16 protein-coding genes are annotated in these 26,702 nt (G+C 71.7%); 12 read left to right on the forward strand and 4 right to left on the reverse strand.

Annotation, left to right across the window (positions count from 1 at the left end):
- Positions 1–103: 103 nt before the first annotated feature.
- The 3 genes from ABZ321_RS56195 to ABZ321_RS56205 all read left to right on the forward strand — a co-directional run bounded on the left by ABZ321_RS56195 (position 104) and on the right by ABZ321_RS56205 (position 3,294).
- A complete protein-coding gene (locus tag ABZ321_RS56195; RefSeq protein WP_354904957.1) occupies positions 104–1,432 on the forward strand; it encodes an SMI1/KNR4 family protein in 1,329 nt (442 codons plus the stop codon).
- A gap of 154 nt (positions 1,433–1,586) precedes the next feature.
- Positions 1,587–2,900: a condensation domain-containing protein gene (locus ABZ321_RS56200; RefSeq protein WP_354904960.1), complete on the forward strand. Its 1,314-nt coding sequence runs from the start codon at positions 1,587–1,589 to the stop codon at positions 2,898–2,900.
- Positions 2,901–2,997: 97 nt separating this feature from the next.
- On the forward strand, positions 2,998–3,294 hold the full coding sequence (locus ABZ321_RS56205; RefSeq protein ID WP_354904998.1) for a WD40 repeat domain-containing protein: 297 nt from the start codon (positions 2,998–3,000) through the stop codon (positions 3,292–3,294).
- Here the strand turns inward: ABZ321_RS56205 and ABZ321_RS56210 are convergent.
- Positions 3,251–4,123: a hypothetical protein gene (locus tag ABZ321_RS56210; RefSeq protein ID WP_354904962.1), complete on the reverse strand. Its 873-nt coding sequence runs from the start codon at positions 4,121–4,123 to the stop codon at positions 3,251–3,253. The genes ABZ321_RS56205 and ABZ321_RS56210 overlap by 44 nt on opposite strands.
- Entirely contained in the window at positions 4,123–4,458 is a 336-nt protein-coding gene (locus ABZ321_RS56215) for a DUF6308 family protein (protein ID WP_354904965.1), read from the reverse strand. Before ABZ321_RS56215 ends, ABZ321_RS56210 begins: the two co-directional genes overlap by 1 nt.
- Positions 4,459–5,286: 828 nt before the next feature.
- Between ABZ321_RS56215 and ABZ321_RS56220 the strand changes: the two genes are divergently transcribed.
- Genes ABZ321_RS56220 through ABZ321_RS56260 form a run of 9 tightly spaced genes read left to right on the forward strand, consistent with a single transcriptional unit; the run spans position 5,287 to position 23,828 of the window.
- Positions 5,287–6,255 (forward strand): MoxR family ATPase, encoded by a 969-nt coding sequence (locus ABZ321_RS56220; protein ID WP_354904967.1) that lies wholly within the window; start codon positions 5,287–5,289, stop codon positions 6,253–6,255.
- Positions 6,252–7,418: a DUF58 domain-containing protein gene (locus tag ABZ321_RS56225; protein ID WP_354904970.1), complete on the forward strand. Its 1,167-nt coding sequence runs from the start codon at positions 6,252–6,254 to the stop codon at positions 7,416–7,418. Before ABZ321_RS56220 ends, ABZ321_RS56225 begins: the two co-directional genes overlap by 4 nt.
- Positions 7,415–9,667 (forward strand): transglutaminaseTgpA domain-containing protein, encoded by a 2,253-nt coding sequence (locus ABZ321_RS56230; RefSeq protein ID WP_354904972.1) that lies wholly within the window; start codon positions 7,415–7,417, stop codon positions 9,665–9,667. Before ABZ321_RS56225 ends, ABZ321_RS56230 begins: the two co-directional genes overlap by 4 nt.
- The gene (locus tag ABZ321_RS56235) at positions 9,664–12,243 is read left to right on the forward strand and encodes a right-handed parallel beta-helix repeat-containing protein (protein ID WP_354904974.1); all 2,580 of its coding nucleotides are present in this window, start codon (positions 9,664–9,666) and stop codon (positions 12,241–12,243) included. The genes ABZ321_RS56230 and ABZ321_RS56235 overlap by 4 nt, the downstream gene beginning before the upstream one ends.
- Positions 12,244–12,282: 39 nt before the next feature.
- Complete coding sequence (locus tag ABZ321_RS56240; protein WP_354904977.1) at positions 12,283–13,452, forward strand: hypothetical protein; 1,170 nt, start codon at positions 12,283–12,285, stop codon at positions 13,450–13,452.
- Positions 13,449–14,621, forward strand: coding sequence for a caspase family protein (locus ABZ321_RS56245; RefSeq protein WP_344511841.1), 1,173 nt, complete (start codon positions 13,449–13,451; stop codon positions 14,619–14,621). Before ABZ321_RS56240 ends, ABZ321_RS56245 begins: the two co-directional genes overlap by 4 nt.
- Positions 14,622–14,641: 20 nt before the next feature.
- Positions 14,642–16,564 (forward strand): hypothetical protein, encoded by a 1,923-nt coding sequence (locus ABZ321_RS56250; protein WP_344511843.1) that lies wholly within the window; start codon positions 14,642–14,644, stop codon positions 16,562–16,564.
- On the forward strand, positions 16,561–19,962 hold the full coding sequence (locus tag ABZ321_RS56255; RefSeq protein ID WP_354904980.1) for a hypothetical protein: 3,402 nt from the start codon (positions 16,561–16,563) through the stop codon (positions 19,960–19,962). The genes ABZ321_RS56250 and ABZ321_RS56255 overlap by 4 nt, the downstream gene beginning before the upstream one ends.
- The gene (locus ABZ321_RS56260; protein WP_354904982.1) at positions 19,908–23,828 is read left to right on the forward strand and encodes a tetratricopeptide repeat protein; all 3,921 of its coding nucleotides are present in this window, start codon (positions 19,908–19,910) and stop codon (positions 23,826–23,828) included. The genes ABZ321_RS56255 and ABZ321_RS56260 overlap by 55 nt, the downstream gene beginning before the upstream one ends.
- A gap of 65 nt (positions 23,829–23,893) precedes the next feature.
- On the opposite strand, the gene ABZ321_RS56265 is transcribed toward ABZ321_RS56260, so the two are convergent.
- A complete protein-coding gene (locus ABZ321_RS56265) occupies positions 23,894–24,523 on the reverse strand; it encodes a TetR/AcrR family transcriptional regulator (protein WP_354904985.1) in 630 nt (209 codons plus the stop codon).
- Between the two features lie 114 nt (positions 24,524–24,637).
- Entirely contained in the window at positions 24,638–26,674 is a 2,037-nt protein-coding gene (gene paaZ, locus ABZ321_RS56270; RefSeq protein WP_344511851.1) for a phenylacetic acid degradation bifunctional protein PaaZ, read from the reverse strand.
- Positions 26,675–26,702: the final 28 nt, after the last annotated feature.

The raw sequence follows: 26,702 nt of genomic DNA on the forward strand, positions 1-26,702 counted from the left end.
CGTCAACTCATCCAACGCGCACGCACGCACTACCGCTGGGACACCCGACCGACAACCCGCCGACTCAAGTGACACCTATTGCCGGTCGCTCTAAGTTCGGCGGGTGGTCGACAACCCGCTGCACGAGCCGGCCGTCTGGCGTCCCTTGGTGGAGGCGCTGCTGCGCAGCTCCCCGCCCGATGTCCGGGAGACCGAGTTCGTCGGCTCCGTGTCGTCCGGCGCGTACGGCGGTTCGACCAACTACGACGGCGACCCGGGCCGGAAGCTGGACCTCGCCCGGGGTGAGCGGCCGATGGACGCGCTCGGCCCGATCGCCGACCTGGTCGACGGGGCGGGCGTGGCGATCCGGGCCGTGGCCAGGAGCACCGGCGACGGGATGGTCAGCATCGTGGCCGCGGCGCCGCAGGTCACGTTCGGGATGGGCAACCAGGTCCTGGAAGTGGTCACGCTCGTGCCCGGCGCGGACCCGGAGCCGTTCCGCCGCACACCCGTGCACCACGACGGCGTCACCGTGTCGCCAGGCGCCGACCCGGACGCGGTGACGGCGCTGGTGCGCGAGCTGCTGCCGGAGGCCCGGCCGGCGAGCTTGGCGGCGCTGGCGGCGGCCGAATCGCGGCTCGGTGCGGCGCTGCCCGAGGACGTGCGGGCGCTGTACCTCGCCGCCGGCTCCGGTGAGCTGATCCTGCGGCCGCGGCAGGAGGACCGCTTCTACGGGCTGCAGATCGTCGGCCTGGACGACGCGGCGGCCAGGGACTACCTCGAGCCGAAGGCGCGATACCTGTCGTGGACCTACGGCGCGACGGAGGTCGTCCCGCCCGACCCACATGGGCGGGTCCAGGCGCTCGGGGCGTCGCCGGCCTGGTTTGTCGTCGGCGACGACTGGGGCGGCAATCTGTACGTCGTCGACCTCGCCCCGGGGCCGCGCGGCACTGTCGGCCAGGTGCTGTTCGTCGACCACGAGATCAGCTCGGGCGCGCAGTGGGTCGCGCCGTCGTTGACCGAGCTGCTCGTCCAGCGCCCCGTCGACCTTGCTGGGCGGGCCTCGGAAGGCGGACTGTTGGTCCGGGTCTCGGACACGACCCTTGCCGCGGTGGAGCCGGAAACCGAGGTCCTGTACGTGAGGGGTGGACCCGTCGACCTGGCGGCGCTGGCGGGCCACTCGCGGATCCGTACCCTGTCCACCTCGTCGGATGCGGTCACCGACCTGAACGCGGTCAGCGGCCTGCCCGCGCTGGAATTCCTCGAGCTCGACGTCAACGGGTGGCAGCGGCTGCTGCACGCGGGACACGTCCCGCCGACGCTGCTCGCCGCCGGGCTGCGCGGCCGCGCCGACTGGCAGGCCACCGTCGACGTGCTCAACGGCCTGCTCACCCTGCGGGGCCAGCCGGTATTGGACGTGACCGACGTTCCGGTCAGTTCACCGCGACGCTGAGTACGCCGAACTGATCGCCGCGCTGAGCGAACTGTTCATGAACGAACCAGCGCCTGCCGTCCATGGGCCGATCGCTGGAGTGCGCCTCGGCCGATGGGATGGAAGCGGGGCGGGTTGATTTGCGACTCGAAAAAAGGGTCCTACGATCCGGTGGATGAGGCGCATGATCTCCGTGGAGTTCGCGGGCGAAGGTTCCGGTGAGGACGAGCTGTCGTGGGGGCAGCGGGAGATCTGGCATGCCCTCGTCGATCAGAAGACCTGGATGCCGATCGGCGGGACGCTGCCGCTGCCCGCAGGGCACACCCTCGAGGACGCGGTCGAGCAGCTGCGGTACCTCATGTCCCGGTACCCGTCGATGCGCACCCGGCTGAAGTTCGAGGCCGACGGCACGCCCCGGCAAGTGGTGCACGCTGCCGGCACGATCGAGCTGGAGGTCGTCGACGCCGGGGACGGCGACCCCATGGAGGCCGGGCGGGCCGTCCAGCGCCGCTACGAGGAGACCGACCTCGACCTCGCCGCCGAGTGGCCGGTCCGGATGGCGGTCGTCGAGCAGCACGGTACGCCGACACACCTGGTCGCCATCATGAGCCACCTCGTCACGGACGGCGGTGGATCAGCGGTCATGCTGGCCGAGAGCGCGCGCCACGAAACCGCGCCGGTCGACGGTCTGCAGGCCCTGGATCAGGTGCGATGGCAGCGCTCGCCAGCCGGGCAGCGGCAGAGCGCGTCCGCGATCCGGCACTGGGCGAACACGATGCGGGCCATCCCGCTGCGTCGGCTGACGGGCGACGGCGACCCGCGGCAGCCGCGGTACTGGCGCGGCGAGCTCACCTCCGTTGCCCTCGAGCTCGCCCTGCGCACCCTCGCCGCCCGAACCCAGGTCGACCCGGCCGCGATCATGCAGACCGTCTACGCGGTGACGATGGCCCGCGTCGGCGGCGTGAACCCGGTCGCGACCCGGCTCGTCACCAGCAACCGGTTCCGCCCGGGGCTGGCCGCAGTCGTCGGGCCGGTGTCGCAGACCAGCCTGTGCAGCATGGACGTCGCCGGGCAGCCGTTCGCCGAGGCGCTGGACCGGGTCCGCCGGGCCGCGATGACGGCACACAAGTACGGGTACTACGACCGCGCCCGCCTCGAGGAGGTCACCGCCGAGGTGGTCCGCGATCGAGGCCCGGAACTCGACCTCGAAAGCTTCTACAACGACCGCCGCGGCCCGCTCCGCCCCGAGGTCGTCGACCCCGCCGACATCCGGGCCGCGCTGCCGCGCACGACGATGCGCTGGCCGATCAAGCGCGACGAGGTGTACGCCCGGATCTTCCTCAACGTCGACGACGGCACGGTGTTCGGCTCGGCCGGCGAGATCCTCCTGAGGATCGAGATCGACACCCACCACGTCGCGCCCGCGACGGCCGAGGCCCTGCTCTTCGGCATGGAGGAGACGGCAGTCACCGAGGCGATCGGTCCGTAGCGTCCGGCCGGCCATCCCGGCAGCGCGGGCCGAGCCAGCCGGCGATGGCCAGGCCCCACCACCCACGATCTTCGTGAGCCGGACCGACGTATGGAACGTGAACGGGCGGCACCCGACCTACGTACAGACGCTTACCGCCCAGACCGACGCGGTGATCGGTGTGGCGTTCGGCCCGGACGGACGAACCCTGGCAACCGTAGGCAGGGACAACACCGCCCGGGTGTGGACGCTGCGCGACAACGGCCGCCACGATCCTCGGACGCGAGAACGTTTGGGTAGTCGTGTATTGGGGCCGGTGCCCTCATGCACCCCCTGGTCGTCAGCTTGTGGCAGTTCCGGTGATGTACGTGTCAGGCCGGACGCAGGTCGCGGTGACGATGCGGCACGGTCTTGAACGCGTTGTCGTGATGCCAGGCGAAGTAGTGCGCCGTCGCGCTGCGATGTGTCGGTACGCGGCGTCCGGCGAGGCGTTCGAGCCGTTGGCGGACGCCGTCAGCGTGCGGCTTGGTGGCGGTGATGATGTGGCCTGTGGCGTCGACGGTGAGGTAGCCCTGTTCGTAGAGGGCGTCGCAGCCGAACAGGTAGGCGGCCATCGCAATGTTGCCGAGGTCGCGGCGTTCCTGGTCGGTGCAGGCGGCGCGCTTTTTGATGTGCGCGGCGACCAGCAACCCGACGGGGTAGACCTCACCGCACAGTGCGCATGGTGCCTCGGGCCGGGTGCCGAAGAGCCGCCGGCGTAGCTCGACCTGCTCGCCCCGAGCGGCGGAGACAACATTCCGGTCGAGGGCTCCGTCAAAGGCGCCATGACCGTCCGGGTCGTCGGCGGGCGCTGGTCGGTCGAGGTGGATGACCGGTGGGCTGCCGGCCGCACGGGTGCCGGGAATGGTGAGCAGGACTGCGCCGATGAACGCGGACCGATAGTTGATGCTGCGGGGGTGGATCTCGATCTGGCCGGTGGTGGTCAGTTGCCGCAGTGCCTGGTCGATCCAGGCGATCGGGACTGGTTGGCCGTGTGGGGACCGGTCGGTGGCGACGAGGACGTTGGGCGGTTCGACCGCCAAGATCGTGTTGGTTCGGCCCGCGACCGTGGTCACCGGCTGGCCGATCAGCCGCCGTAGCAGCGCCGCCGTGTCGACATCCGTGAAGGTTTCAGTGCTGTCTTCAGCGACGCTCTGGGTAGCTGGAGGCCCTGCCGGGAGGCTCTGGCTGGCCACGTGCGCCATTAGGGCGTTCCATTCGGTGTCGGTGACCGGGAACGGGTTGCCTGACCACGGTTGGCGCAGCACCGCTGTCCCGGCGAACTCGTCTGGAGCAGCAACGCGCCGACGGTTTCGGCAGTGACCTTGATACTGAGGAAGCGCAGCGCGACGAGGTCGTCGGCCGTGAAGCGATCCACGTCATCAGTTCTGGTGCCGGTGGAGTCCCAGTCGTCGAACCGGGCACCGGTGTAGGCGATACCGAGCGGACGATCCGAGTCCCGGCGATAGTAGGCCCGCAGCAGCGCCAATGCCTGGGTATCGCTTTGTGTCTGTAGCACGGGTGGCAGTCGCCATGTCACGACGGCCACCGTATGCGTTGCCGTCTCGGATCGGGAGCACCAACCGGTTCGACAAGAACCGCAAACGGCCCGCCAAGTCGCCGTACCGACCGAGAGGGGCGAAGCGCGGTGGGGGCGATGCATAGGTGCCGTGCCGGGACAGCAGCTGCGCCTGTCGCTCGAGGTAGGCGATAACCGCCATGGCGCTGCTGGGGGAGCAGCACCGTGGCCGCGTCTGGCCCACGGACTGCGACGATCGGTACCTCGCGTCGACGGCGACTCCTGCCGCTGCGCGGTGGTGCACCAGTGCTCGCCGCCCCACGGGTGGTGGCACGCCACCAGGTGCGTTCGCCTCGACCGTCGTAGTCCAGCGGGGAAGCCCGCTCAACTGGGTGGCTGCTGTCGGCCGCGCCGGTTCGGCACGTCGAGGCTCCGGCGAATTCGTCGGGACGCGTCGGTGTTCATCGGGTCCCGCATGCCCTACCGGTATCTGGTCGATGGCCATCGGCATCGGACCTGATCGCTGCACAGAGAGCATCGACTGCGCGAGATGCTGCAACACATTCGGGCGGCACCACTCCACATCGCTCGTACCTGCACAATGAACGATGTCGAACTACAGCAACCGCCAGCGAAATGCATTCCAGGTCAAATACTTGCGGTCCTGGCAGTACCGGCATGGACGTCGAGCGTGAACCGAACGGTGGAAGGCGCTAGATGATCGGTTGGCGCCACTACACGGTCCGCTGGCGACGCGAGCGACCTGACCGATCTGCTCCGCGATAGCGGTCTCCATACGCTGGTGCCACATACGCGGGAGCCGTCCCGACGTGGGTCTTGGAGGCTTCGTTGGTCGCCGATCTACTGTGGTTGCAGCGGTCGTTCGACATCGCCCATACTGCAATCGAGGCGTTCGTCAAAGGCAAGTCCGAAGCCGTTGAGTCTGCGCTCATCTGTGTCTTCGCCGGCGGACATCTGCTGATCGAGGACCGGCCCGGCGTCGCGAAGACGTCGCTGGCCAGGGCTATTGCCCGGGTATTCGACGGGGCCGAGTTCCAACGGATCCAGTTCACCCCGGACCTGCTGCCGTCGGACCTCACCGGCACCGAAATCTACGATGAGTCCCAGCACGCCTTCCGGTTCCGGGAAGGTCCCGTCTTCACCAATGTGCTGCTCGGCGACGAGATCAACCGAGCGTCACCAAAGGTACAGTCCGCGCTATTGCAGGTGATGGCGGAAGGTCGGGTCACCGTCGGCCGGCAGACACATTCCGTGCCGACCCCGTTCTGCTGTATCGCCACTCAGAACCCCGTCGACTTCCAAGGCACCTATGCGCTGCCGGAGGCCCAGCTCGACCGGTTCCTCATGCGGATCTCGATCGGTTATCCCGACCCGCTGGACGAGATCGACGTCATCACCCAGGGCGTGTCCGGCCGGACCGCGGATGACGTCGAGCCCGTCCTGGCGATGTCGGACCTGCGCCGCGTCGCCGGGATCGTGCAGACGGTCGAGGTCAACGACCCGGTCAAGCGGTACATCGTCGACATCGCCGAGGCGACCCGGACGTCGGAGAAGCTGCGGCTCGGGGTCAGCCCGCGCGGCTGCATCGCCCTTGCGACGGCGGCCCGGGTCCGCGCCGCCACCCGGGGCCGCGAGTTCACCGCGCACGATGACGTCAAGGCGCTCGCGCAGGAGGTCCTCGGCCACCGGATCCTGCTCAGTGACCAGGCCGAACTCGACGGCACCACCGCCGAGCAAGTTCTGGCGACGATCCTCGACACGGTGCCGGTGCAGCCAGCCCCGGCGAGCCGACGGTGACGGTCACCCGAACCGGCTGGTCCGTGTCGACCGGGTCGCTGACGATGCTGCTCATCGGTGTCGTGTACGACTACCCGGAGCTGTCGTTCGTCGGGCTCTGCGGAATCCTGTGCATCCTGGCCGCCGCCGCGACGGTCGCCGTCCGCACCGCCGCCAGGCTGGAGCGCGGTCTCGTCAGCCGCCGGATCGGTGAGGGCGAACCGGCGGTCTGCACGGTTACCATCGACAACCCGGGTCGTTGGGCGAGCCCGCCGGTGCTGCTAACCGAGACGGTTGGCGGGCGGCGTACCCCGACACGGGTGCCCGGGCTACGGCGCCGCACGACCGGTGTCACCGCCACCTATCAGCTGGAGCCGCTGCCGCGTGGTGTGTATCCGGTGGCCCCGCCCGAGGTCAGCCACACCGACGCGTTCGGCCTGGTACGGCGCGTCAGCCGGGCCGGCCGGACGGTGCAGCTGGTCGTGCGCCCCGAGGTCTTGCCGCTACGTTCCTTCAACGCCAAGGGTTTCGAGGACGACGAGGGTGCCACGCTCACCGTCCCAATTGCCGGCACCGCGTTTCACGGGCTGCGCGAGTACCTGCCCGGCGACGACACCCGGCTCATCCATTGGCCGTCCTCGGCCCGGTCTGGCGCCCTCATCGTGCGTGAGCAACGTGACCAACAGCAGTCCCGGCGGTGCGTGCTACTCGACACCGCCCAATCGCGGTACTCGCCTGAGTCGTTCGACGAGGCGGTGCGGATCACGGCGTCGCTGTGCGCCGCCGCCAGCGGTGCCGGCGGCGACCTGGAGCTGTGGACGTCGGATGTTCGACAAGCCGCGGTCCGCAACAGCCGGGCGGGGGCGGCCGGTTGGCGGGACGCCACCCTGGACTTCCTCGCCGCTGTGCAGCGGCGCCCGCACGCGCCGGGGCACAGTCAGGTGCGTCAGGCGCTGGCTGCGGCCGACCGGGGCGGCCCGATGATCGTCGTCACCGGCGTCCACACCGACTCGGAGCTGCGCGAGCTGAGCCACCGGTCGACGAAGGCGTCGTGGGTTGCGCTGGTGCACGTGGGTCCGCGGCAGCACGGCCGTCGGGTCATGACGGCTCGGGTCACGGCGCTTGGTGTGGCTGGCAGCGCCGACTTCGCCGCGCACTGGAACGGACTGCGCCTGTGGTCATGACCGCACCGCGAGAGGCGGCGCCGCAGACGGCGACACCGGGGAAGGCGGCGCTGCTCGACGTGCTGCCCGGCGCGGTCGCGCTCGCCGCAGTCGGCGTTCTGTACCGGGACTTCTTCGACGGATGGGGGTTCCTGCCGGCGATACTCAGCGCCGTCGCCACGCCGATGACGCTCATGCTGGTCGCAGTCCGCCTGCGGTGGAGCGGCACGGTGAGCACGTTGCTCGCTACGGTCGCGTTCGTGCCCGTCGCCGTCCTCGGCGCGCTGCGGGACACCATCGAGCACGGCGTCGCGGACACCGTGATGCAGCTGGGTTGGGGGGTTGTCGGCGGGTGGGCGAGGCTGCTGACCGTCCCGGTGCCGACGACCGCTAACGGTCAGCCGTTCGTGGCGCTGCTGCTGTCCACCTGGATCGCGGCCGCCGCCACCGGATGGCTGGCCACGCGCAGTACGTCAGTGACCGCCCCGCTGCTGCCGGTACTGCTGGCGTTCGGGCTGAACCTCGCCGTCGTCTCCGTCGTACCCGACCGGCACCTGATCCTCGCCGCCGTCGTCGCAACTGTCGCCGTGGTCATGGTGCTGGCCCGCGGTACGTCGCCTCTCGCGGCAGTCCGCGACCTCGAGTTCGGTGACGAGACCGCAGCAGCCGGTGTGCGGCCGACGCGGCGCGGTATTCGCTGGCTCGGCGCTGGCGTGCTCGCCGTCGGCGCGTCGACGGTGGCGATAGCGGCGGTGGCGACCGGGCTGCTCGGCGACGGCGGCACCCGCAGCGATCCTCGGCCGTTGGAGCCTGCAGCGGTGGCGACGCCGCCGGTCCGTTCACCGCTGTCAATGGTCAAGCCGCAGCTGCGGCAGCGTCCGCCCCAGCTGCTGTTCACGGTCCGTCCGGACGTGCCGCGCCGCGACACCTACCTGCGGGTCGCCGCCCTCGACAGGTTCGACGGCAGCGTCTGGACGGCCACCGACACATACCTGGTCGCCGGGACGATCCTGGACCGTGGCGCCGTGCCGGCCGGTCGGACACCGGTCACTCTGCACATAGCCGTCGAGTCGCTGCCGTCGGCGCTGCTACCGGTCATCGGCCGTCCTGTCCGGTTGGCGTCCGGGCCCGGCACGATGGAGCACCTGCGGTTCGGTCCGGCCACCGGGTCGCTGCTCAGCGACCGTGCCGACGCCGCGCACCTCAGTTACGACGTCGCCGGGTACGTCGTGGCCCGCACCGAACTGCCGGACACCGCCGCACCCACGCTCAACGCGTCGCCCGATCCGGCCGCGCTGCCGCCCGGATTCCCGCACCAGATCGGCGTGCTCAGCCAGCGCCTCGCCCTGCCGGAGGCGAACCCGCTGGCCAAGCTCACCGCGATCGAACGGCATCTGCGTGGCTTGCCGTACAACCTCGACGCCCCACCGGGCCACTCCTATGCAGCGGTGATGCGGGTCCTCGACCCGTCCGTCGGCACCACCGGCGACGGCTACGCCGAGCAGCACGCCGCGGCGTTCGCGTTGATGGGCCGCTCCCTCGGCTACCGGGTCCGGGTCGCCGTCGGCTACCACGTCGCCGCGCTGTCCGGGACCGTGCCGGTGACGACCGCGGACGCACACGCATGGCCGGAGGTGTACTTCCAGGACTACGGCTGGGTGCCGTTCGAGCCGACCGACACCGCCCAGGGACCGCTGCCGATCCAGCCGGCGACGACGCCGAGCCTGGCGCCGACGGTCGAGCTGTCCGACCCGGGTCCTGCGCAGTCGGTGACCCAACGACCGGTCGACGAACCGAAACGGCCGCAGGAGCCGCCCCGTCCAGACCCGTCCGCCGTCGTGATCGCACTCGGCAGCGCGTTCACCGCCGCGCTGCTCGCGGTGCCGGCCGCCAAGGCCCGCCGGCGGCGCCGCCGACGGCGGGCCTTGGCGCTCGCTGCGCGGGTCGACGGGGCCTGGGCCGAGGCCCTGGACCGACTCCTCGAACGGCATCACAGGTTCGCGGCCGCGCTCACCCCCCATGAGATCGCCGTGCGGGCCGCCACTCCGGACGCAGGGACCGCGGCACTGACCCGGCTCGGCACGGCAGCGACGATGGCGATGTGCGCGCCAGGCCTGGTCCGCGCCGGCCACGTCGAGGAAGCCTGGGCCGCGGAACGGCAGCTGCGGCAGGCCCTGTACCCGGGCCGTCGCCGGATGCTGCTGCTCGTCGCGCTGCTCGACCCGAGACCGCTGCTGGTGCGGCGTCCCCGCGGGCGGTGGCCGGGATGACCAGGACCATGCTCCGCCGTCGGGTCGGGTTCGGCGTCGTGGGTGCCGGGTTCCTTGCGCTCACGGTCGTCGCCGGGCTCCTGCACACGCTGCCGGCCGTCGCCCCGCGGGTCCTCGTCGGCACCGTCTGGCTGAGTTCCCGCGCCGCGAACTTCGTGACGCTGGTGGACGGCAACGCCGCTGAGGCTGCCGCCAACGTTGCGGTGTCGGCCGGGCCGGCGTTCACCGTCACCCAACTCGGCCGGACTGGTTACGTCGTCAACCCCGAAGGCGGCCGCATTACCAGCGTGGACTCCGGCACGCTGCGGATGAGTTCGGCGAGCCCGATCGCGGACGCCGCGAACCTGGCGCTGTACCCGGCCGGCGGAGCGCTGTTCGCCGTCGACGGCGCCCGCCGCCTGGCGCAGGCCACGGACCCGGTGACCCTTGGCAGGATCGGCAGCCAGTTCCAGTTCGGTGCGGCCGAGCTGCTGCTGACCACGGATCGGCTCTGGACGCTGGACCCCCGACAGGGCAAGCTGCGCAACTACACCGTGGCTGGCACCCGCATGGACCGGGCGAGCGGACCCGCTATCACCGGGCTCACCGCCGAGCAGGTCGCGTTCGGCGCCGCCGGCAACGAGCCGTTCATCGTCGACTTCGCCCGGCACCGGGCGACGCTGCCGGGCCGCGGCGACACCGTGGGCCTGCCGGCGGAAGCGGGCTCCGACACGCTCGTCACCGGGTCTCCGGACCGCCGCGAGTTCACCGTCGTGCAACCGGCGGCCGGCCGGGTCGTGCGGTGCTCGTTCGACACCGGTGACTGCGGCACGCCGGTGCAGCTGCCCGGTGGGCCGGCTGACCTGCGGGCCGCGGTAGAGGTCGGCCGGCACCTGTTCATCGCCGACCACACGCGGCAGGTCATCCACGTTGTGGACGTCGACACCCGCTCGGTGCGCAGCACCGGCCGGCTCTTCGACACCCCCGCCGGCTTCGAACTCGTGGCTCAGGACGGCGTGCTGTACTTCAACGACCCGGGCAGCGAGCACGCCGGCGTCGTGCACGACGACGGTGGGTTCGTGCCCATCCGGAAATACAACCCGAAGGCGCCAAGCGCGCCGCCAGCGACGCAGAGCGCCAAACCCACGGCGAAGCCGAGCCCGACCCGGACCCCGACCAGCACACCGAGCCGTACGCGGAGCGTCAGCCCGTCGCCGAGCCCGGTCGTCCGAACCGGCGCGCTGCGGATCGAGCGGCTTCGGATCACCCCTGAGACCCCGGAACGCGACGAGACGGTCCACATCGCCGCCGACGTCACCGGCGGCGCCCAGGCGCACTGGCAGTGGAGCATCGACGGCGCCCCGGCCGGCCCGGCCAAAGGCACCGGAGCGATCGAGTTCGACCACGTCTTTACCACCGAAGGCCAGGTCAAGGTCAAGCTGGTCGTCGCCGGCGTGGCGACCGACACCGCGGAGGTCACGGTCACCGTCGTCCCGCCGCAGCCGCCGGTGACGTGCGGCCAGGTCGTGGTCGCTGACATTGTGCTCAAGCACGACCTGCACTGCTCCGGCGCTGGGCTCACCGCCGGCCACGACGACATCCTCATCGACCTGAACGGCAAGACGATCACAGGCAGCGGCACCGACAACGGAATCTACATCGACAGCTTCGCGAACGTCACCGTTCGCAACGGGACCGTGTCCGGCTTCCGCGATGGTGTGCACCTGAACGTGACGTCGTTCGTCAAACTCGTCAACATCACCTCGACCGGCAACGTCCACTGTGGAATAGACGGCTGGACCGGCGGTCGCTTCACGGAGCTGCGCGGCGGGAGGTTCGACTGTTCCCGACTGCCGACCTCGAGCAACCTGACCGCCGTCGGCGTCGAGTTCGTCGGTGATGTCGAGCTGAACCAGGGCGGATCGAGCACCTTCACGGGCTGTACGTTCCGCAACGGCGGGATCGTAAGTTCCGACGCACCCGGCTTCACGGTGACCAACAACCGGTTCATCGACTCCGGCATCCATCTCAACGAGGCCGGCGTCAACACCATCGATCACAACCAGTTCATCCGTGGCGGCGTCTCGTTCTCCATCGGATCGGCCCGGTCCGCCGTACGGAACAACACGTTCACCGGCTCCGCCGGGTCGGCGCTGTGGTTCGACGGCGGCTCCATCTCCGGGACGATCATCGAGGGCAACACGTTCGACGCCAACGCCATCGGCATCGAGATGCGGGACGACCCACGGGACGCGCCGGCTGTCGGGCTCAGGATCGCGTCGAACACGTTCCGCAACAACGGCGCCGCCGGCATCGACTTCGAACGGCTGGTCACCGGCGACGCCGCTCTGATCACCGGCAACACGTTCGAGCACAACGGCCACGCACCCAGCGGTCGAACCGACCAGCTCGGCTACCCCCTCGACGACGGCTTCCACATCGTCGTGGTCGGCGACAGCCAGATCACGTTGACCGGCAACACAATGCGCAACAACGCCGACCGCGGGATCGAGGTCCGTCAGGGAACAGTACTGGACGGCGGCGGCAACCGCTCCACCGGTGACCCGCACGGCTGTCTCGGCATCACCTGCACCTGATCCATCGTTCACGGAGCACTATACGGAGAGGACCAGCACTTGGCCGTCGTCTACGTCCACGGGGTCGGCAACCGGTTCGAATCACCTTCGGACGCGACCGGGAACACCCGGGACACGCTGCTGCGGACGCTGCTGCTCCCCGCCCTGTTCACCAGGCCCGACAACGTCGAGATCATCAGCCCGTACTGGGGAGCCGACGGCGCCACCTTCGCCTGGGACCTCGAGTCGGCGAACCTCACCGGCATCGAACGGCTCGGTCCCGACGACGCCGGATGGATCTCCGCGGCCCTCGGCGGCGACCCCGCAGACGTCGAGACCGCGCTGCTGGCCCTCGCCAAGATTTCGCTGCCCGACGCCGTCGACCTGCTGTACAGCGTCGCCGACCAGGGCCCCGGCACCAGCTCGGCGCTGCTGGACTTCGCCCCGACAGTGGTGAAGTACTGCCAACGGCAGATCTGCCTGCAGCCGGACGGCTCGCAGTTGGACCGCTTCCCCTGGCTCGCCCACGTCCGCAACGACCGGGAACTGGTCCGGCAGCTGTATGCCGTGTCCCTCCCGGCGGACGGCCCGCTGCTGGAGCAGCTCGGCGACGGCGACGACGTCCAGCACGCCCTCGCCCGAGTCCTCGGCAGGATCCGCCGCGAACTGCTCGCCGCCCCCGCCGGTGCGGCCGTTTCCGGGGCCCGACGGCTGTTCGGCCGGACCGTGGCGACCCTGTTCGGCGACGTCGCCACGTATCTGGAGGCCCGCGGCACGGCCGAGCACCCCGGCCCGATCGTCGTGGACGTCATCACCGGCCTGGAGCGGGCGGTCCGGGCCACCGCACCGGGAGAACCGCTGGTCGTCCTCGCACACAGCATGGGCGGCAACATTGTCTACGACGTGCTCACCCATTTCCGGCCTGACCTGCGCGTCGACGTCCTCGTCACGATCGGCACCCAGGTGGCGCTGTTTGAGGAACTGAAGCTGTTCCGGCACAAACGTGTCGACGTCACCCGCGCGGCCGGGTTGCGGATGCCACTACCGCCGGGGGTACGACAATGGCTCAACGTCGTGGACGTCGCAGACCCGCTCGCCTACCGCGCGTCCGTGGTCTTCGACGGGGTAACTGACTATCTGTACCCGTCAGGGGCGGCTTGGGCGCACACCGCCTACCTGCGCCAGCCGAACTTCCATGCGCGGCTCGCGGCACGGCTGGCTGTCCGGTGACGACGGTCTTCGACAGCGGCGTCCAGGGACCGGCGACGCACGCGCTGGTGATCGGGGTCGGCGGATACCGCAACGCCCGCGACGCCGCCGGCCCGCACGGCCAGGCACCCACGGGTGTGCCGGCCGACGATGTGCACGCGTATCGCGACCTCGCCGCCGAGTTCCCGGCGCGCGCGTCGACAGCCCGCTCGGCGGCGAGGTTCGCGGAGTGGCTGATCGGCGAGCAGGCCGATGACGCGATCGCCCCGCTCGGCAGCGTCGAACTGCTCATGTCCGAGCCGCAGCAGCAACCGCGGTTCAATGGCGTACCCGTCGACGAGCCGGCGTTCGACGCGGTCCACGCCGCATTCAGCCGCTGGTACGCCCGCTGCGACGCCGACCCCGGCAACGTGGCGGTGCTGTTCTTCAGCGGCCATGGCGTCGAGCACGCCGACCGGCACATCCTCGCCCTCGAGGACGTCGGGTCGGCGCCGCTGAACTTCTTCGAGTCCGCCATCAACGTGCAGCACCTGGTCCGCGGCATGCAGCGGTGCGCGGCGCTGACCCAGTGCTATTACATCGACGCCTGTCGCAGCACGTCGGAGGCCGTCGACGAGCTCGACGACATCCAGTGCCGGCCTCTGCTGCAGCCGGCCCGGCGCCAGGTACATCGCGACACGACCATCATCCGGTCGACCCGCGCGGCGCAGGCGGCATACGGCGACGGCGACGGCATCACCCTGTTCACCACGCACCTGCTCACCGCGCTGGACGGCGCCGCCGCCGAACAGGTGTCGGGCCGGTGGGAGGTGCGTCAGGACCGGCTCGCCACGACGCTCGCGGAGCTGCTCGCCGGAGACGACCGGGCCGCCGCCCGAGGCCAGCAGCCGGACGGCGGCAGCAGCGGCCGACGATCGATCCGCAGGCTGCGGCATCCACCCCGGATCCAGTTCCGGCTCGGCTGCGACCCTGGCGCCGCGCTCACCGCCGCGGATCTGCGGCTGCGCGACCCGAACAGCGGCACCGAACAGTCACGGCCCGCGGCAGCGGCGCCGTGGGAGGACACCGCCGACGCCGCCGTCTACGAGTACTCCGCCTCGTTCCGTTCTGGCGCGTTCCAGGACGCGCAGCACGCGTTGTGGCTGTGGCCGCCGCCTCGGTTCGTCTTCGATCTGACGGTCGGCTCGTGATGGCCGGCGCCACTGCATCCGTGCGGTACATCGACGCCGACGTGTCCGACGGTGCCGTCGTCGGAGTGCTGGAACTCGTCGACGAACGGCTCGAGACGATCGCCCGTACCCCGCTGCGAGCCGCCGAACCCGCCGTCGTGGCGATGGATCCCGGCCGGTATCTGGCGATCGGCTACCTGCCGGGCCAGGGTCGGCTCCGCGCGACGCTTGCCGTCCCCGACAGGTCCGAGGCGGTCCTGACCGCCCGCCCGGCGCCGCTGCGCGACCGACCGACGTGGCTGCGTGCCTGGGAATACGAGCGTCGGGGGTGGCGGCCCAGCCGCGGCTGCACCATCGAGGAGTCCGGCGGCGGCAACCTCGACGTGACGGTCATCGCGCGGCGCTCCGCCAGGCTCACCGGCGTCCAGGTCGGCACCGACACCGCCCACACCCCGATCCTGGTCGTGCCACGTGATACCCCGCTGAGGATCGCTGCCGGCGAGGAGCCCGGCACGTGGGTCGTCGCGCCGCCGCCGGACGCCGCCACGACGCTGCTGCAGCTTTTGTTCCGCGGGCAGCTCACGCTCGCCGGTGTGGTCGCCGACGACATCCTGCTGGACCGGGCGCGGGCCGTCGCGTACGTCGCCGACCCGCAACTGCTGGACCTCGCCGTCGGCTACTACCTGCTGCGGATCGGTGATCCGCGGGCCGCCGACTGGGTCGACACGCTGGCCGGACAGTATCCGGACTCGGTCGACGCGACCGTGTTGTGGGTGACCCAGCAGCAGTACCGGGCCGAACCGGACGAATCGCGGATCGCTGCCGGGCTGCAGCGGGCGTCGTTCGGCGAACTGCCGTTCGTCGCCGAAGGACTCCGGCTGCTCATCACCGGCCTCGTCGACCTGCCCGATCTGCACGACACGGCGACGCTGCGGCGGCTCCGCAGCTACCTAGCGGCGCTGCACGACGGGCCGCTGACCGCGTTCACCGGCGCGGACCCGGACCGACCGGGCACCGTCTTGCCCTACGGCCCGCCGCCGGGCGAGGTCACCCTCATCCCCAATTCACCGCCGCCGGCACCCACGACTGCAACGGCACCCTCGGCGGCTGCCGAGACGCGCGCCGCGAGTGCCGAGGCCCGGGATGGACGGACCGTAGAGGCGACGGCGCTGGCGCTGCAGGCGTTGAGCCGCACCGGATTTGACGGGTCCACCGACTTTCTGGAGGTGACGGCCGAGGGCGTCGTCGTTGCGGCCACCGTGGCACCCGGTGACGCCGGAGGAATGGACGTCGCGCTCGCCGTGTACGTCGACAACCGGCCGACGGCCGACCTCACCGCGCAGTCCGCCGCCCTCACCCACGCCGGCGGCCAGGTGCTCGGCGTCTTCGACGACAGCGGAAGCGTCCGGTTCCGCGGCGTCACGGGCGGGCGCTGGCGGGTCCAGCTCGACCGGCTCGCCACGACGCTGCGGCTTCCGGTGCAGCTGTTCGCGCTGCCGCTCGCCGGCGACTCCGCCGTCGTGTACGCCAGCGGCCCTGTCGCACGTCCGGCCGAAACTCGCATCCAGCTGCCGTGGCGAGGTCTGCGACTAGTGCTGCGGCAACGGGAACGGCGGTATCACCTCGAGGTCGCCGCCGCGCCCGTCGAAGAGTTCCTCGTGACGGTGATCGAGTACGGCACGGCGGCGTCCGACCGGGTCGTCGTAATCGTGCCGGTCCCGACCGACGGCAGCCCGACCAGCTCCGTGGTGCTGCTCGCCGGATTCGATCCGCGCCAGCCGTGGCACGTCTCGGCGCCGTTTCCGGCCGCCGGTCTCGTCGGCTGGCCCGCCGAGCAGGTCCGGTCCTCTGTGCAGGCCGCGGTCACGCCCGCGACCCGGGACACCTGGCGGTCCCTCGCCGCGTCGCTGTCCGACCCGCACCGAAGCACCATCACCAGCTCGGCCGGACAGGAGCAGCGATGACGGAGACCGGTGCGGAACGTACGCGTGGCTCGGCGCTCGCCGACGTGGACGGCCTCATCGAGGGGCTGCGTGATCCCGCCTCGACGGTCACCGCCGGTGACGTGTATCAGCGGCTCGTTGACGAGCACCTGTGGTGGCGGGCATGCCAAGAAGCGGCCGAGCTCGCCCCGGACCGGCTCGCCGACTGGGCGGACGGCACTGAGCGAGAACTCTTCGCCGCGCTGGGCGGCTACGGAGGTCCGGAGGTCGCTCGGGCCGCCCGGATCCTGGCCGGCATCGCCGCCTGCTGCGGCGCCCCCGAGGACACCGCACCAGACGGGTACCGTCGGCTGGAGCAGGCCATCGCATACTGGTCGGCTCCGCCGGTCCTACCGGATCTCGACACGGCTCCGGGCCTCGCCGCGGCTGCCCGCTCCGGCCCGGTCCGGGCCCTCCTGCGGCGCATCGACGCCATGGCTGGCGGACCGCCGCGCACCTGGGTCGCGGTCCAGGCCGCGATGCTCGCTGGCGCGCTGACCGCGGCCCAGGACAGCCAACGGATCAACGTCGTCTACGACGCCACCAGCGCCGACGTCGACGGGGTCGCCGGCACCCTGGAACTGACGATCGTGCCCGACGGCCCAGCCGGCTTGTACCCGGACCCCCGGCAGATGGTGTTCTTCCGGGCCGGTGACGACGAGTTCAGCGCCGCGCTCACCGCGGCCTGGCGTCATGTGTTCGGCAGCGACACCCGGCCGCCGTGCGTGCTGTGGTCCACCACGCACGAAGGGCGACCGCAGCGGCTCATCGCCGGCGCCTCGCTGGGCGCGGCGTTCGGGGTGGGGCTGCTCGAACTGCGTGACCGGCGGCTGCGGCGGCGGTGGCTTCGTGCCGCGACGCTGCGGATGGCCCGGCAGCAGGCTGCCGTCACCGGCGTTATCGGCGAGGACGGCCGGCTGCAGAAGGTCGGTGGTCTGCACGCGAAGCTCGCCGCGTCCGGCCGGAATCAGTGGCGGCTCATCGCCCCTGCCGACAGCGAGGCCGAGGCGCCCCGCCCGTTGCCGCCGGGCGCAGCTCCGGTGTGGGTGCCCACCGTCGGCAAAGCCCGCAGCAGGCTACGCAAGCTGCGGAAGGCCCCGCTGGTGGTGGTCGGCGTCGTGGTCGCCGCCCTTGTCGGCGGTGGTGTGTACAACGCCGTCAACCAGAACCAGCTCGCCGCCGCCGCCCACGACGTCGGCGACGCCCAACGCGACCGCCTGGCGCAGGAGCTACTCGGACGGGCCGTTGATAACCGCAGAGAACAGCCCGCGCTCGCCGTCCGGTTGGGACTGGCGGCGGTGACCGTCCACGACACTCCGGCGACCCGGGCCGGCCTGGTCTCCACGCTGGCCGGTGACCAGGCATCGGTCGTGCTGGCCGACACCGTCGATCCGGTCACCGCGGTCGCGCTCGGTCCCGCCGGCCTGGCCGTCACGGCCAGCCTGAAGTCCGTGACCCTGTGGGACATCAGCGACCTCGGCGATCCGGTCCGCACCAATCAGCTGCCGACCGGCGAACCGGTGACCGCCGTGGCGTTGCGCGCCGATGGACAGCGGCTGCTCGTCGGCGGCGCCTCCGGCACGACCATCCTGTTCGACGTCGCCGACCCGGCCCGGCCCCTGCCGGTCGCGACATGGTCGCCGCCCCCACCGGGCACCGGCGTCAACCGCACGATCGTGTCGCTTGCGTTTCTCGGCGACAGCACCCGAGTCATGACGACGCAGGCCGACGGGCAGGTGCTGTTCTGGGACGTCACCACCTCGGTGGCCCGTCTCACGCAGCGGTTGCAGGTCCCCAGCGGTCGGTTGAATGCTGCCGTGACCACTCCTGACGGCCGGATGGTGCTGGCCGGTTCGACGACGGGCCTGTACCGGTGGAACGTCGGCGCCGCTGCGACAGACCAGCCGGTCCAGGTCGCGGACGACGACGTCAGGACACTCGCACTGTCCGCCGACGCCAAGCGGGTCGTCGTCGGCGCTACGAAGCGCGTGACGGCCATCATCCAGCTCACCGAACTCAGCCAGCAGCTGTACGGCAGTCTGCCGAACCTTCTGCGCAGCGGCGACGCCGCCGTGGCCGCCGTGGCGACCACCGACGACATGATCTCCGCTGCGACTGACAGCACCGGCACCGTGTCGCTGGTGGGCGGCACCGGCGGTGACAGCATCGTCTGGCAAGCGACGAGCGGCAGCACCGACCAGGTCAGGCAGGTGCTGCGCGAACATACCGGGCCGGTCGTCTCGGTCGCGGTGGCCGCCGACGGGCAGACCGCGTTGACCGGCGGGGCCGACGGCGCCGCCATCGTATGGAGCATCGCCCCCCGCGCCACGTACCACCTCCGCGGCTCCCTGTTCGGCATGACAGGCCCCACCCGTACGATCGCCGCGAGCGGCGCGGGACAGGTCGTCGCCGCCACGGACGCAGCTGCGGTCCTGTGGGACGTGCTGGACCCTGCCAGCCCTCGGCGGGTCACCGCCTTTCCCGATTCGGTCAGGCACGTCGGGTCCGTCGCGCTGAGCAGCGACGGCAGGCTCGCGCTCACCGTCGGCGACTCCGGCGGGCCACGATTCTGGGACCTCAACGGCCGGGAACCAGAGCCCCTGCCTGTGCCGAACGACCTCCCGGCCAAGTTCGTGGGCCTCCGCGGTGACGGGCAACTCGCCGTCGCCGCCGGGGGCGCTGGCGATCTGACCCTGTGGCGGACCGGACCCGGGACCGGGCCCGAGGTCATCGACCGGTGGCTGAGCGGTGTCACCGAACCGATCATGTTGGCGTTCAGCCTCGACGGCACCACCGTGGCAGTCGGTGGGGCCGGCGGCGACACTGCGGTGTGGAAGGTCGACGAGTCCGGCCAGCGCCGCCGGGTCGCCGGCATGCGGCCCGTCAGCGGACCGGTCACCGCGCTGGCGCTCAGCGCCGACGGCAGGCTGCTGGTACGCGCCGGAGACACCGATGCGGCCGCCACCCTCTGGGACCTGACCGACCCGGCCCACCCGATCGCCAGGGGCGCGATGCGTGGCCACGGCACCGCCGTCCGCGTCGCCGGCATCAACCATGCCAAGACCCTCGCCCTGACCGGCAACGGCGACGGCAGCGTCACCCTCTGGACGATCCTGGACCCTCAACAGCCGCGGAAGGTTGCCGAGCTGCGCGGCAACCGCGGGCCGATTAACGTCGCCACGTTCGGCCCGAGCCAGCAGGTCGTGCTCACCGGCAGCACGAGCGGCGCCCCGCTCGTCTGGGACATCACCGCCGTCGATGCCATCGCCGCCGACCCCGTAGGTCTCGCCTGCGCCGGCGACCGCCGTGCGCTGGACGTCGAGGAATGGGAACGGTTCGTCGGCCCGGACGTGCCATACACCGATGGCTGCGCACGGTGACCCGGCCACGCCTCGAGGCACTCGACATCACGCTCTCCGTGACAGCTGCAGAGGTCCGGCTGTCCGGCGCAGGTGTGGACTTCCGGGCTCCGCACGACGGGGTGCGGCCTGGGCTGGGGCACGCGATCCACGACGCACGCCGGGAACGGACTCGGTCCGGCGGCAGACCATCAGGACGGGACCTGGCGGCAGCCCCCGCTCCGGATCTGCTGTCGCTGCGGCGCGCCGGGGTCCTATTGGCCGAGTCGTTCCTGCCTGGACCCCTTGCCGCGGCGCTGACCGATCTGGTGCGACGGACGGTGCGGGAGACGATCGCGCTGCGCCTCGCCGTGGATGCCCCCGGGTTTGCGTGGTTGCCGTGGGAAGCCCTGCCCGACCCGGAAACGCGGCAGCCGCTTGCGCTGCTTCCGCGGATCAGCGTGTACCGCAGCATCGGTGGCACCGCACAGTTCCCGTCGGCGGGCCTGGCGGGTCCGCTGCGGATTGTGGTCGCTATCGCCTCCCCGGACATCAACGGCGGCCCCCTGTTGGATTACGAGCACGAGCTGCGAGCCGTGACGGAGGCCGTCCACAAGGCACGGCGCAGCGGCGCACGGGTCGAGGTGGTGCCGTTCGCGACGACAGCGGCGATCCGCGCCGCGCTCGACGTCAGCGGCGGTGTCCACGTGCTGCACATCTCCGCACACGGCCGCCCCGGCGTACTGCTGCTGGAAGACGACGACGGCAACGCCCGACCCGTCACCGCCGACGAGCTCATCCTGGAGGCGGTGCCGTCCGGGCGCATGCCGCCAGTCATCTCCCTTGCCGCCTGCTACACCGACACCGGCGGCGAGCAGGACGGCTCCTCCTATGCCGCGCACCTGGCGGCCCGTGGCGCGTCCGCGGTCATCGGCACGCAGACCAGCGTCACTGACCGGTACGCGACGCTGCTGTTCGCCCGCATCTACGCCGAACTCGCCGCCATACCCGACGCCGACGTGGTGCGGGCCGTCACCGACGCGCGCCGGCTCGTACACCACGACCTGGCCACGGCCGAGGACCCGTTAACGGTCCAGGTCGCGGGGCTCGACGAGTGGGGTGTCGTGACCCTGCTCGCCGCCGGCCCGCGGATCGCCGTAGTGGATCACACCCTGCCACACGTGCCGGCCCCCCAGGTGCGGGCCACCACGTGGGGCGGCGTCGCGGCGAGGCCCCCAGGCCGGTTCGTCGGCCGCCGCCGGCTGCAACGCAGTCTGCCCGCCGCACTGGACGGCGACACCTACGCCGGACTCGTCCTGCACGGCATCGGCGGCATCGGCAAGACAGCCCTCGCCGGTGAAGTCCTGCGCCGCATCGTGGACCGCGACCCTGCGTGCCGCGTCGCGACCGTATCGGGGCAGGTGACCGTCGACGGGGTCCTCGCCGCAACCGCCACGGCGGCCCGGCGCGAACTGCTGCGCCGTCAGACCGTCCCCGGCCCGCAGACGGCAGCCGTGCAGGCCGCTGACCGGATGGACCTGTCCTGGCAGGACCGGTTCGCGCTGCTGCGCGAGGACGTCCTGGACGACATCCCGATCGTGCTCGTGCTGGACAACTTCGAGGACAACCTCACCCCGGCCGGCGACCGTTGGGTGGTCACCGACCCGGCACTCGCCGACCTGCTCACCGCATGGCTCGCCGACGCCGGCCTCAGCAGGCTGCTCATCACCTCCCGGCACCCGGTGCACGTCACCGCCGCGGTCAACCGGCGGCTGCTGGAGCAGCCGGTCGGGCCGCTGACCGCCGCGGAGACCGCGAAGCTGCTGTGGTCGCTGCCCAACGTGGACCGGCACGCCCCCACGACCGCTGCCGCAGGCGACGTATGGCGGCTCGTCGGCGGCCACCCCCGATCGCTGGAGTACCTCGACGCGCTCCTCGGGCAAGGACAGGCCCGCTTCGACGACGTCACCGACCGGCTGACCGCCGCCGTGACCGCACGGCTCGGCCCCACCAGGACAGCCTTGTGGCTCGCGCAGGACCGCACCCTGGCCGACGCCCTCGCCGACACCATCACCCTCACCGCCGACGACGTCCTGCTCACCGACCACCTCACCCGCCTCGGGCAGATACCCGGCGCGCTGGAGACCCTTGCCGCGGTCAGCGTCCACCGGCAAAGCGTCCCGACCGTAGCGCTTGCCTTTCACACCGGCGTCCCCGACCCGGCCGCGTCACCCGCCGCGCGGGTGGCCGTCACCACCAGGATGTCGGCGCTGCTCGGCACCTACGAGCTGATGCCTGCCGACCTGGCCGCCGCGCTCGACCCGGCCGGGCCCCTCGCCCCACGGGACCGCGCCGAGTTGGAGGACCTCGTCAACGCCCACCGCCGGCCGCCGTACACCGCCCCCGACGACCTGGCAGACCTGCTGGTGGTGCTGCGCAACAGCAGCCTGATCCACCACGACCAGGACACCGGGACGGTGTTCATGCACCGGTGGACCGCCACCGAACTGCACCGCCGCTGGCAGACCCCACGCACAACCCACCTGGTCGGCGAGGTCACGCGGGCGCACCGCTCCGCCGCCGAGTACCGGCAGTGGCGGGCCGAAACAGGACCGCAGGATCCCGTCGCCGACCTGCTCGACCGCGAAGAGGCCTGTCACCATCTCATCGCTGCCGGCGACCTCGACGCCGCCAACGTTCTCACCGAACACATCTGCCTACGACTGCACCGCTGGGGGGCCTGGGATCGCGAGGCCGCCCTCATCCACGACACCCTGCGCCGTCTGCCACCGGGCCACCCCCGACGGCCCGCGTGGACACACCAGCTCGGATTGCTCGCCCAGCACCGAGGCGACCTCGACGGTGCCGAACGCAGCTACCAGGAGGCGCTGACCGCGTTCGAGCAACTCGGCGACGACAGGGGGGCAGGCACCTGCACCCACCAGCTCGGCGTCCTCGCCCACCTGCGCGGCGACCTCGCGGAAGCCGAACTGCACTACGAGCGGGCCATGGCAGGCAACGAACGCCGCGGGGACGAAGTCGGCGTCGCCATCAGCCACGGCCAACTCGGCAGCCTTGCGTTCGACCGCGGCGACCTCGCTGAGGCGGAGCGCCGGTACCGGTTGGCGCTGACCATCAACGAGCGACTCGGCAACGAGCCCGGCGTCGCCGCTGGCCGCCATCAGCTGGGCATCCTCGCCCAGCAGCGCGGCGACCTCGTTGAGGCGGAGCGCCAGTACCTGTTGGCGCTGGGCCTCAGGGAACGCCTCGGCGACCAGCTCGGCACCGTCAGCACTGAGCACCAACTGGGCCAGCTCGCCCAACTGCGTGGTGACCACGCAGAGGCCACCCGCCGCTGCCAGCGGGCGCTGAGCATCAGCGAACGCCTCGGCGACCAGGCGGGCATCGCCGTGGGCAACCACCAGCTCGGCATCCTCGCCCACGACCGGGGCGACCATGCCGAGGCCGAACGCCGGTACCGGCTGGCCCTCGACATCCACGAACGCCTCGGCAACCAGGCTCGCCTCGCCAGCGGCCACGGCCGCCTCGGCATTCTCGCCCGGCAACGCGGCGACAATGCCGAGGCCGAACGCCGGTACGAACTGTCACTGGCCATCGACGAACGCCTCGGCAACCAGGCCGGCATCGCCACCGCCGTCGGCCAGCTCGGCGATCTGCGCGCGGAGGCCGGCGACGGCGAGGCCGCTGTGCGTTTGCATCTGCGGGCCTTCACCATCCGGCTGTCCATCGGCCTGCCGGAGGCTGTGCGCAACCTGGCCCGGCTCCGGCAACTCCGCGTCGGCCTTGGTCCCGCCGCCTTCGCCGTAGCCGCCCGGCAGGTCCTCGACGACGCCGAGTACGCCAACCTCACCGCCGCCCTCGAGACGCCCCCGGAGCCCGGCACATGAGCCATCACCCCTGACCACAACGCAGGCGTCCGCGTGGTGCCGGCCGGGTCGAGCGTGTGGGCGGCTCAGGGGGCGGGTTGGGTGGACAGGCCGTGCAGGGTGAGGGTGACGACGGCGGAAGCGATGTCGGGGGCGGGGGAAGGGCGGGAGGGGTCGGGGCGGTACCACTCGGTGATCGAGTTGACCATGCCGAAGAGGAGGCGGGTGGCGAGGCGGGGGTCGATGTCGGCGCGGATCTCGCCGGCGTCGGCGGCGGCGCGGACCATGGCGGCGACGCGGGTGTCGAGGTCGCGGCGGCGGTGGAGGGCGTCGCGTTCGACGGTGGTGTTGCCGCGGACGCGGAGCAGCAGGGTGACGTACGGCAGCTCGGACAGGAGGACCTCGGCGGTGCGGCGCAGCACGTGTTCGAGACGCTGCGCCGGGCGGCCGGAGAGTGACTCGGGCTCGGCGAGCACCGCGGTGAGGGCGTCGAGGGCGCGGCCGACGCCGAGGCCGAGCAGCTCCTCCTTGCCGGTGAAGTGGTGGTAGAAGGAGGACTTGTTCAGGCCGGTCGCGCGGGCGAGGTCCTCCATGGAGGTGGCCTCGTAGCCGCGCTCGTTGAAGACCGTGACGACCTTCGCGATCAGTTCGTCGCGGCTGTACCGGGGAGGGCGACCGCGGCCGGGGCGCTGCCCGAGTTCGACGGCGTCGCTCATGCCGCCACCCCCGCCGCGCTACGGCGTCGACCTGAGCGGCCCGAGACGCGAAGCTGGCCGCTCATGCCGCCGCCCCCACTGCGCTGCGGCGTCGGCCGGAGCGGCCCGAGACGCTCACCCGGCCGGCTTCGCGACCAGGGTGAGCACGTCGTACTTCGCCACGGACTCGCCGTCCTGGCGGGTGACGTCGGCGTCCCAGCGGACCTCGCCGTAGTCGGCGGACTCGCGCGGGGTGATCTGCTTGCAGGTCAGGGTCACGGTGAGCTCGTCGCCGAACTTGACGGGGGACAGGAAGCGCAGCGAGTCGACGCCGAAGTTGGCCAGGACGGGGCCCGGGTCGGGGTCGACGAAGAGGCCGGCGGCGAGGCTGACGACGAGGTACCCGTGCGCGACGCGCTCGCCGAAGAGCGGGTTGGCGGCGGCGGCCTCGGCGTCCATGTGGGCGTAGAACGTGTCGCCGGTGAACTCGGCGAAGTGCTCGACGTCCTCCTGCGTGACGCGGCGCGGGCCGGCGACGACGGTGTCGCCGGGGCGCAGCTGGGCGAGGTTCTTGCGGAACGGGTGGACGTCGTCGACGTGCCGTTGCGCGCCGGCGACCCAGCGGCCGGTGACCGCGGCGAGCGTGTCCGGGTCGGCCTGGACGGCGGTGCGCTGCATGTGGTGCAGGACGCCGCGGATGCCGCCCATCTCCTCGCCGCCGCCGGCGCGGCCGGGGCCGCCGTGGACGAGCATCGGCAGCGGCGAGCCGTGGCCGGTGGACTCCTTGGCGTCGCGGTCGTTGAGGATCAGCAGCCGGCCGTGCCAGGGGGCGACGCCGAGGACGACGTCGCGGGCGAACGCGGTGTCGGCGGTGACGACCGAGCCGGCGAGGCTGCCCTGGCCGCGGGCGGCGTACTCGACGAGCTGGTCGGTGGTGTCGTAGGCCATGACGGTGGCGACGGGGCCGAACGCCTCGACCTCGTGCGGCTCGGCCCGGTCGGGGTCGCCGACGAGCAGGATCGGGGACAGGAACGCGCCGCGCTGCGGGTCGGCGTCGAGCACGTCGACCTTCTCCGGGTCGCCGTAGACGATCCGGCCGGCGCCGGTGAGCGCCCCGACGCTGCGCCGGACCTCGTCGCGCTGGTCGAGGCTGGCGAGGGCGCCCATCCGTACACCTTCCGCGGCCGGATTGCCGACGACGGTCTTCGCGAGCCGGGCGGTCGCCGCCTCGACCACGGCCTCGACCAGCCCTGACGGTACGAAGGCCCGCCGGATCGCGGTGCACTTCTGGCCGGCCTTCACGGTCATCTCGGCGACGAGAGCCTTGACGAACAGGTCGAACTCGGGCGTGCCGGGGACGGCGTCGGGGCCGAGCGCCGAAAGGTTGAGCGAGTCGGCCTCGGCGTTGAACCGCACCGCGTTGCGGACCAGCGCGGAGTGGGTGCGCAGCAGCTGCGCGGTCGACGCGGAGCCGGTGAAGGAGACGAGGTCCTGGCCGGTGAGGTGGTCGAACGTGTCGCCGAGGCCGCCGGCGACGAACTGCAGGGCGCCGGCGGGCAGGATGCCGGACTCGACGATGACCTCGATGAGCTCGGCGGTGAGGAACGCGGTCGGCGTGGCCGGCTTGACGATGGTGGGGACGCCGGCCAGGAACGCCGGCGCGAACTTCTCCAGCGGGCCCCAGACCGGGAAGTTGAACGCGTTGATCTGCACCGCGACGCCGCGCAGCGACACGCAGACGTGCTGGCCGAGGAACGTCCCGCCCTTGCCGAGCGGTTCGACGGGGCCGTCGACGTACACCGTGTCGTTGGGCAGCTCGCGCTTGGCCTTGCTGGCGTACGAGAGCAGGACGCCCATGCCGCCGTCGACGTCGAACTTGGAGTCGCCGAGCGTCGCCCCGGTCCTGGCGGACACGGCGTAGAGCCGCTCCCGCTGCTCGCGGATGTGCAGGCCGAGCGCCTTGAGCAGGGCGGCGCGCTGGTGGAAGGTGAGCTCCCGCAGCGCCGGGCCGCCGGTGCGCCGGCCGTAGTCGAGGGCGGCGGCGAAGTCGACGCCGCTGGAGCTGACCCGCGCGATCTCCTCGCCGGTGACCGCGTCGTGGACGGCCTTGCCGTCGTCGTCAGCGGTGTGCCAGGCGCCGAGGACGTGGCTCCGGAGCATCGGACTGGGCATGCGGCTCTCCTCGACCAACGAGACCAAA

The sequence above is a fragment of the Dactylosporangium sp. NPDC006015 genome, assembly GCF_040614215.1.
Classification (GTDB): domain Bacteria; phylum Actinomycetota; class Actinomycetes; order Mycobacteriales; family Micromonosporaceae; genus Dactylosporangium; species Dactylosporangium maewongense.

What these genes read in the sequence shown, in the direction of transcription:
- ABZ321_RS56200 (WP_354904960.1), top strand. Translation starts at nt 1,587, where the DNA reads ATGAGGCGCATGATCTCCGTGGAGTTCGCGGGCGAAGGTTCCGGTGAG.
- ABZ321_RS56210 (WP_354904962.1), bottom strand. Translation starts at nt 4,123, where the DNA reads ATGGCGCACGTGGCCAGCCAGAGCCTCCCGGCAGGGCCTCCAGCTACC.
- ABZ321_RS56230 (WP_354904972.1), top strand. Translation starts at nt 7,415, where the DNA reads ATGACCGCACCGCGAGAGGCGGCGCCGCAGACGGCGACACCGGGGAAG.
- ABZ321_RS56235 (WP_354904974.1), top strand. Translation starts at nt 9,664, where the DNA reads ATGACCAGGACCATGCTCCGCCGTCGGGTCGGGTTCGGCGTCGTGGGT.
- ABZ321_RS56255 (WP_354904980.1), top strand. Translation starts at nt 16,561, where the DNA reads ATGACGGAGACCGGTGCGGAACGTACGCGTGGCTCGGCGCTCGCCGAC.
- ABZ321_RS56260 (WP_354904982.1), top strand. Translation starts at nt 19,908, where the DNA reads ATGGGAACGGTTCGTCGGCCCGGACGTGCCATACACCGATGGCTGCGC.
- ABZ321_RS56265 (WP_354904985.1), bottom strand. Translation starts at nt 24,523, where the DNA reads ATGAGCGACGCCGTCGAACTCGGGCAGCGCCCCGGCCGCGGTCGCCCT.
- paaZ (WP_344511851.1), bottom strand. Translation starts at nt 26,674, where the DNA reads ATGCCCAGTCCGATGCTCCGGAGCCACGTCCTCGGCGCCTGGCACACC.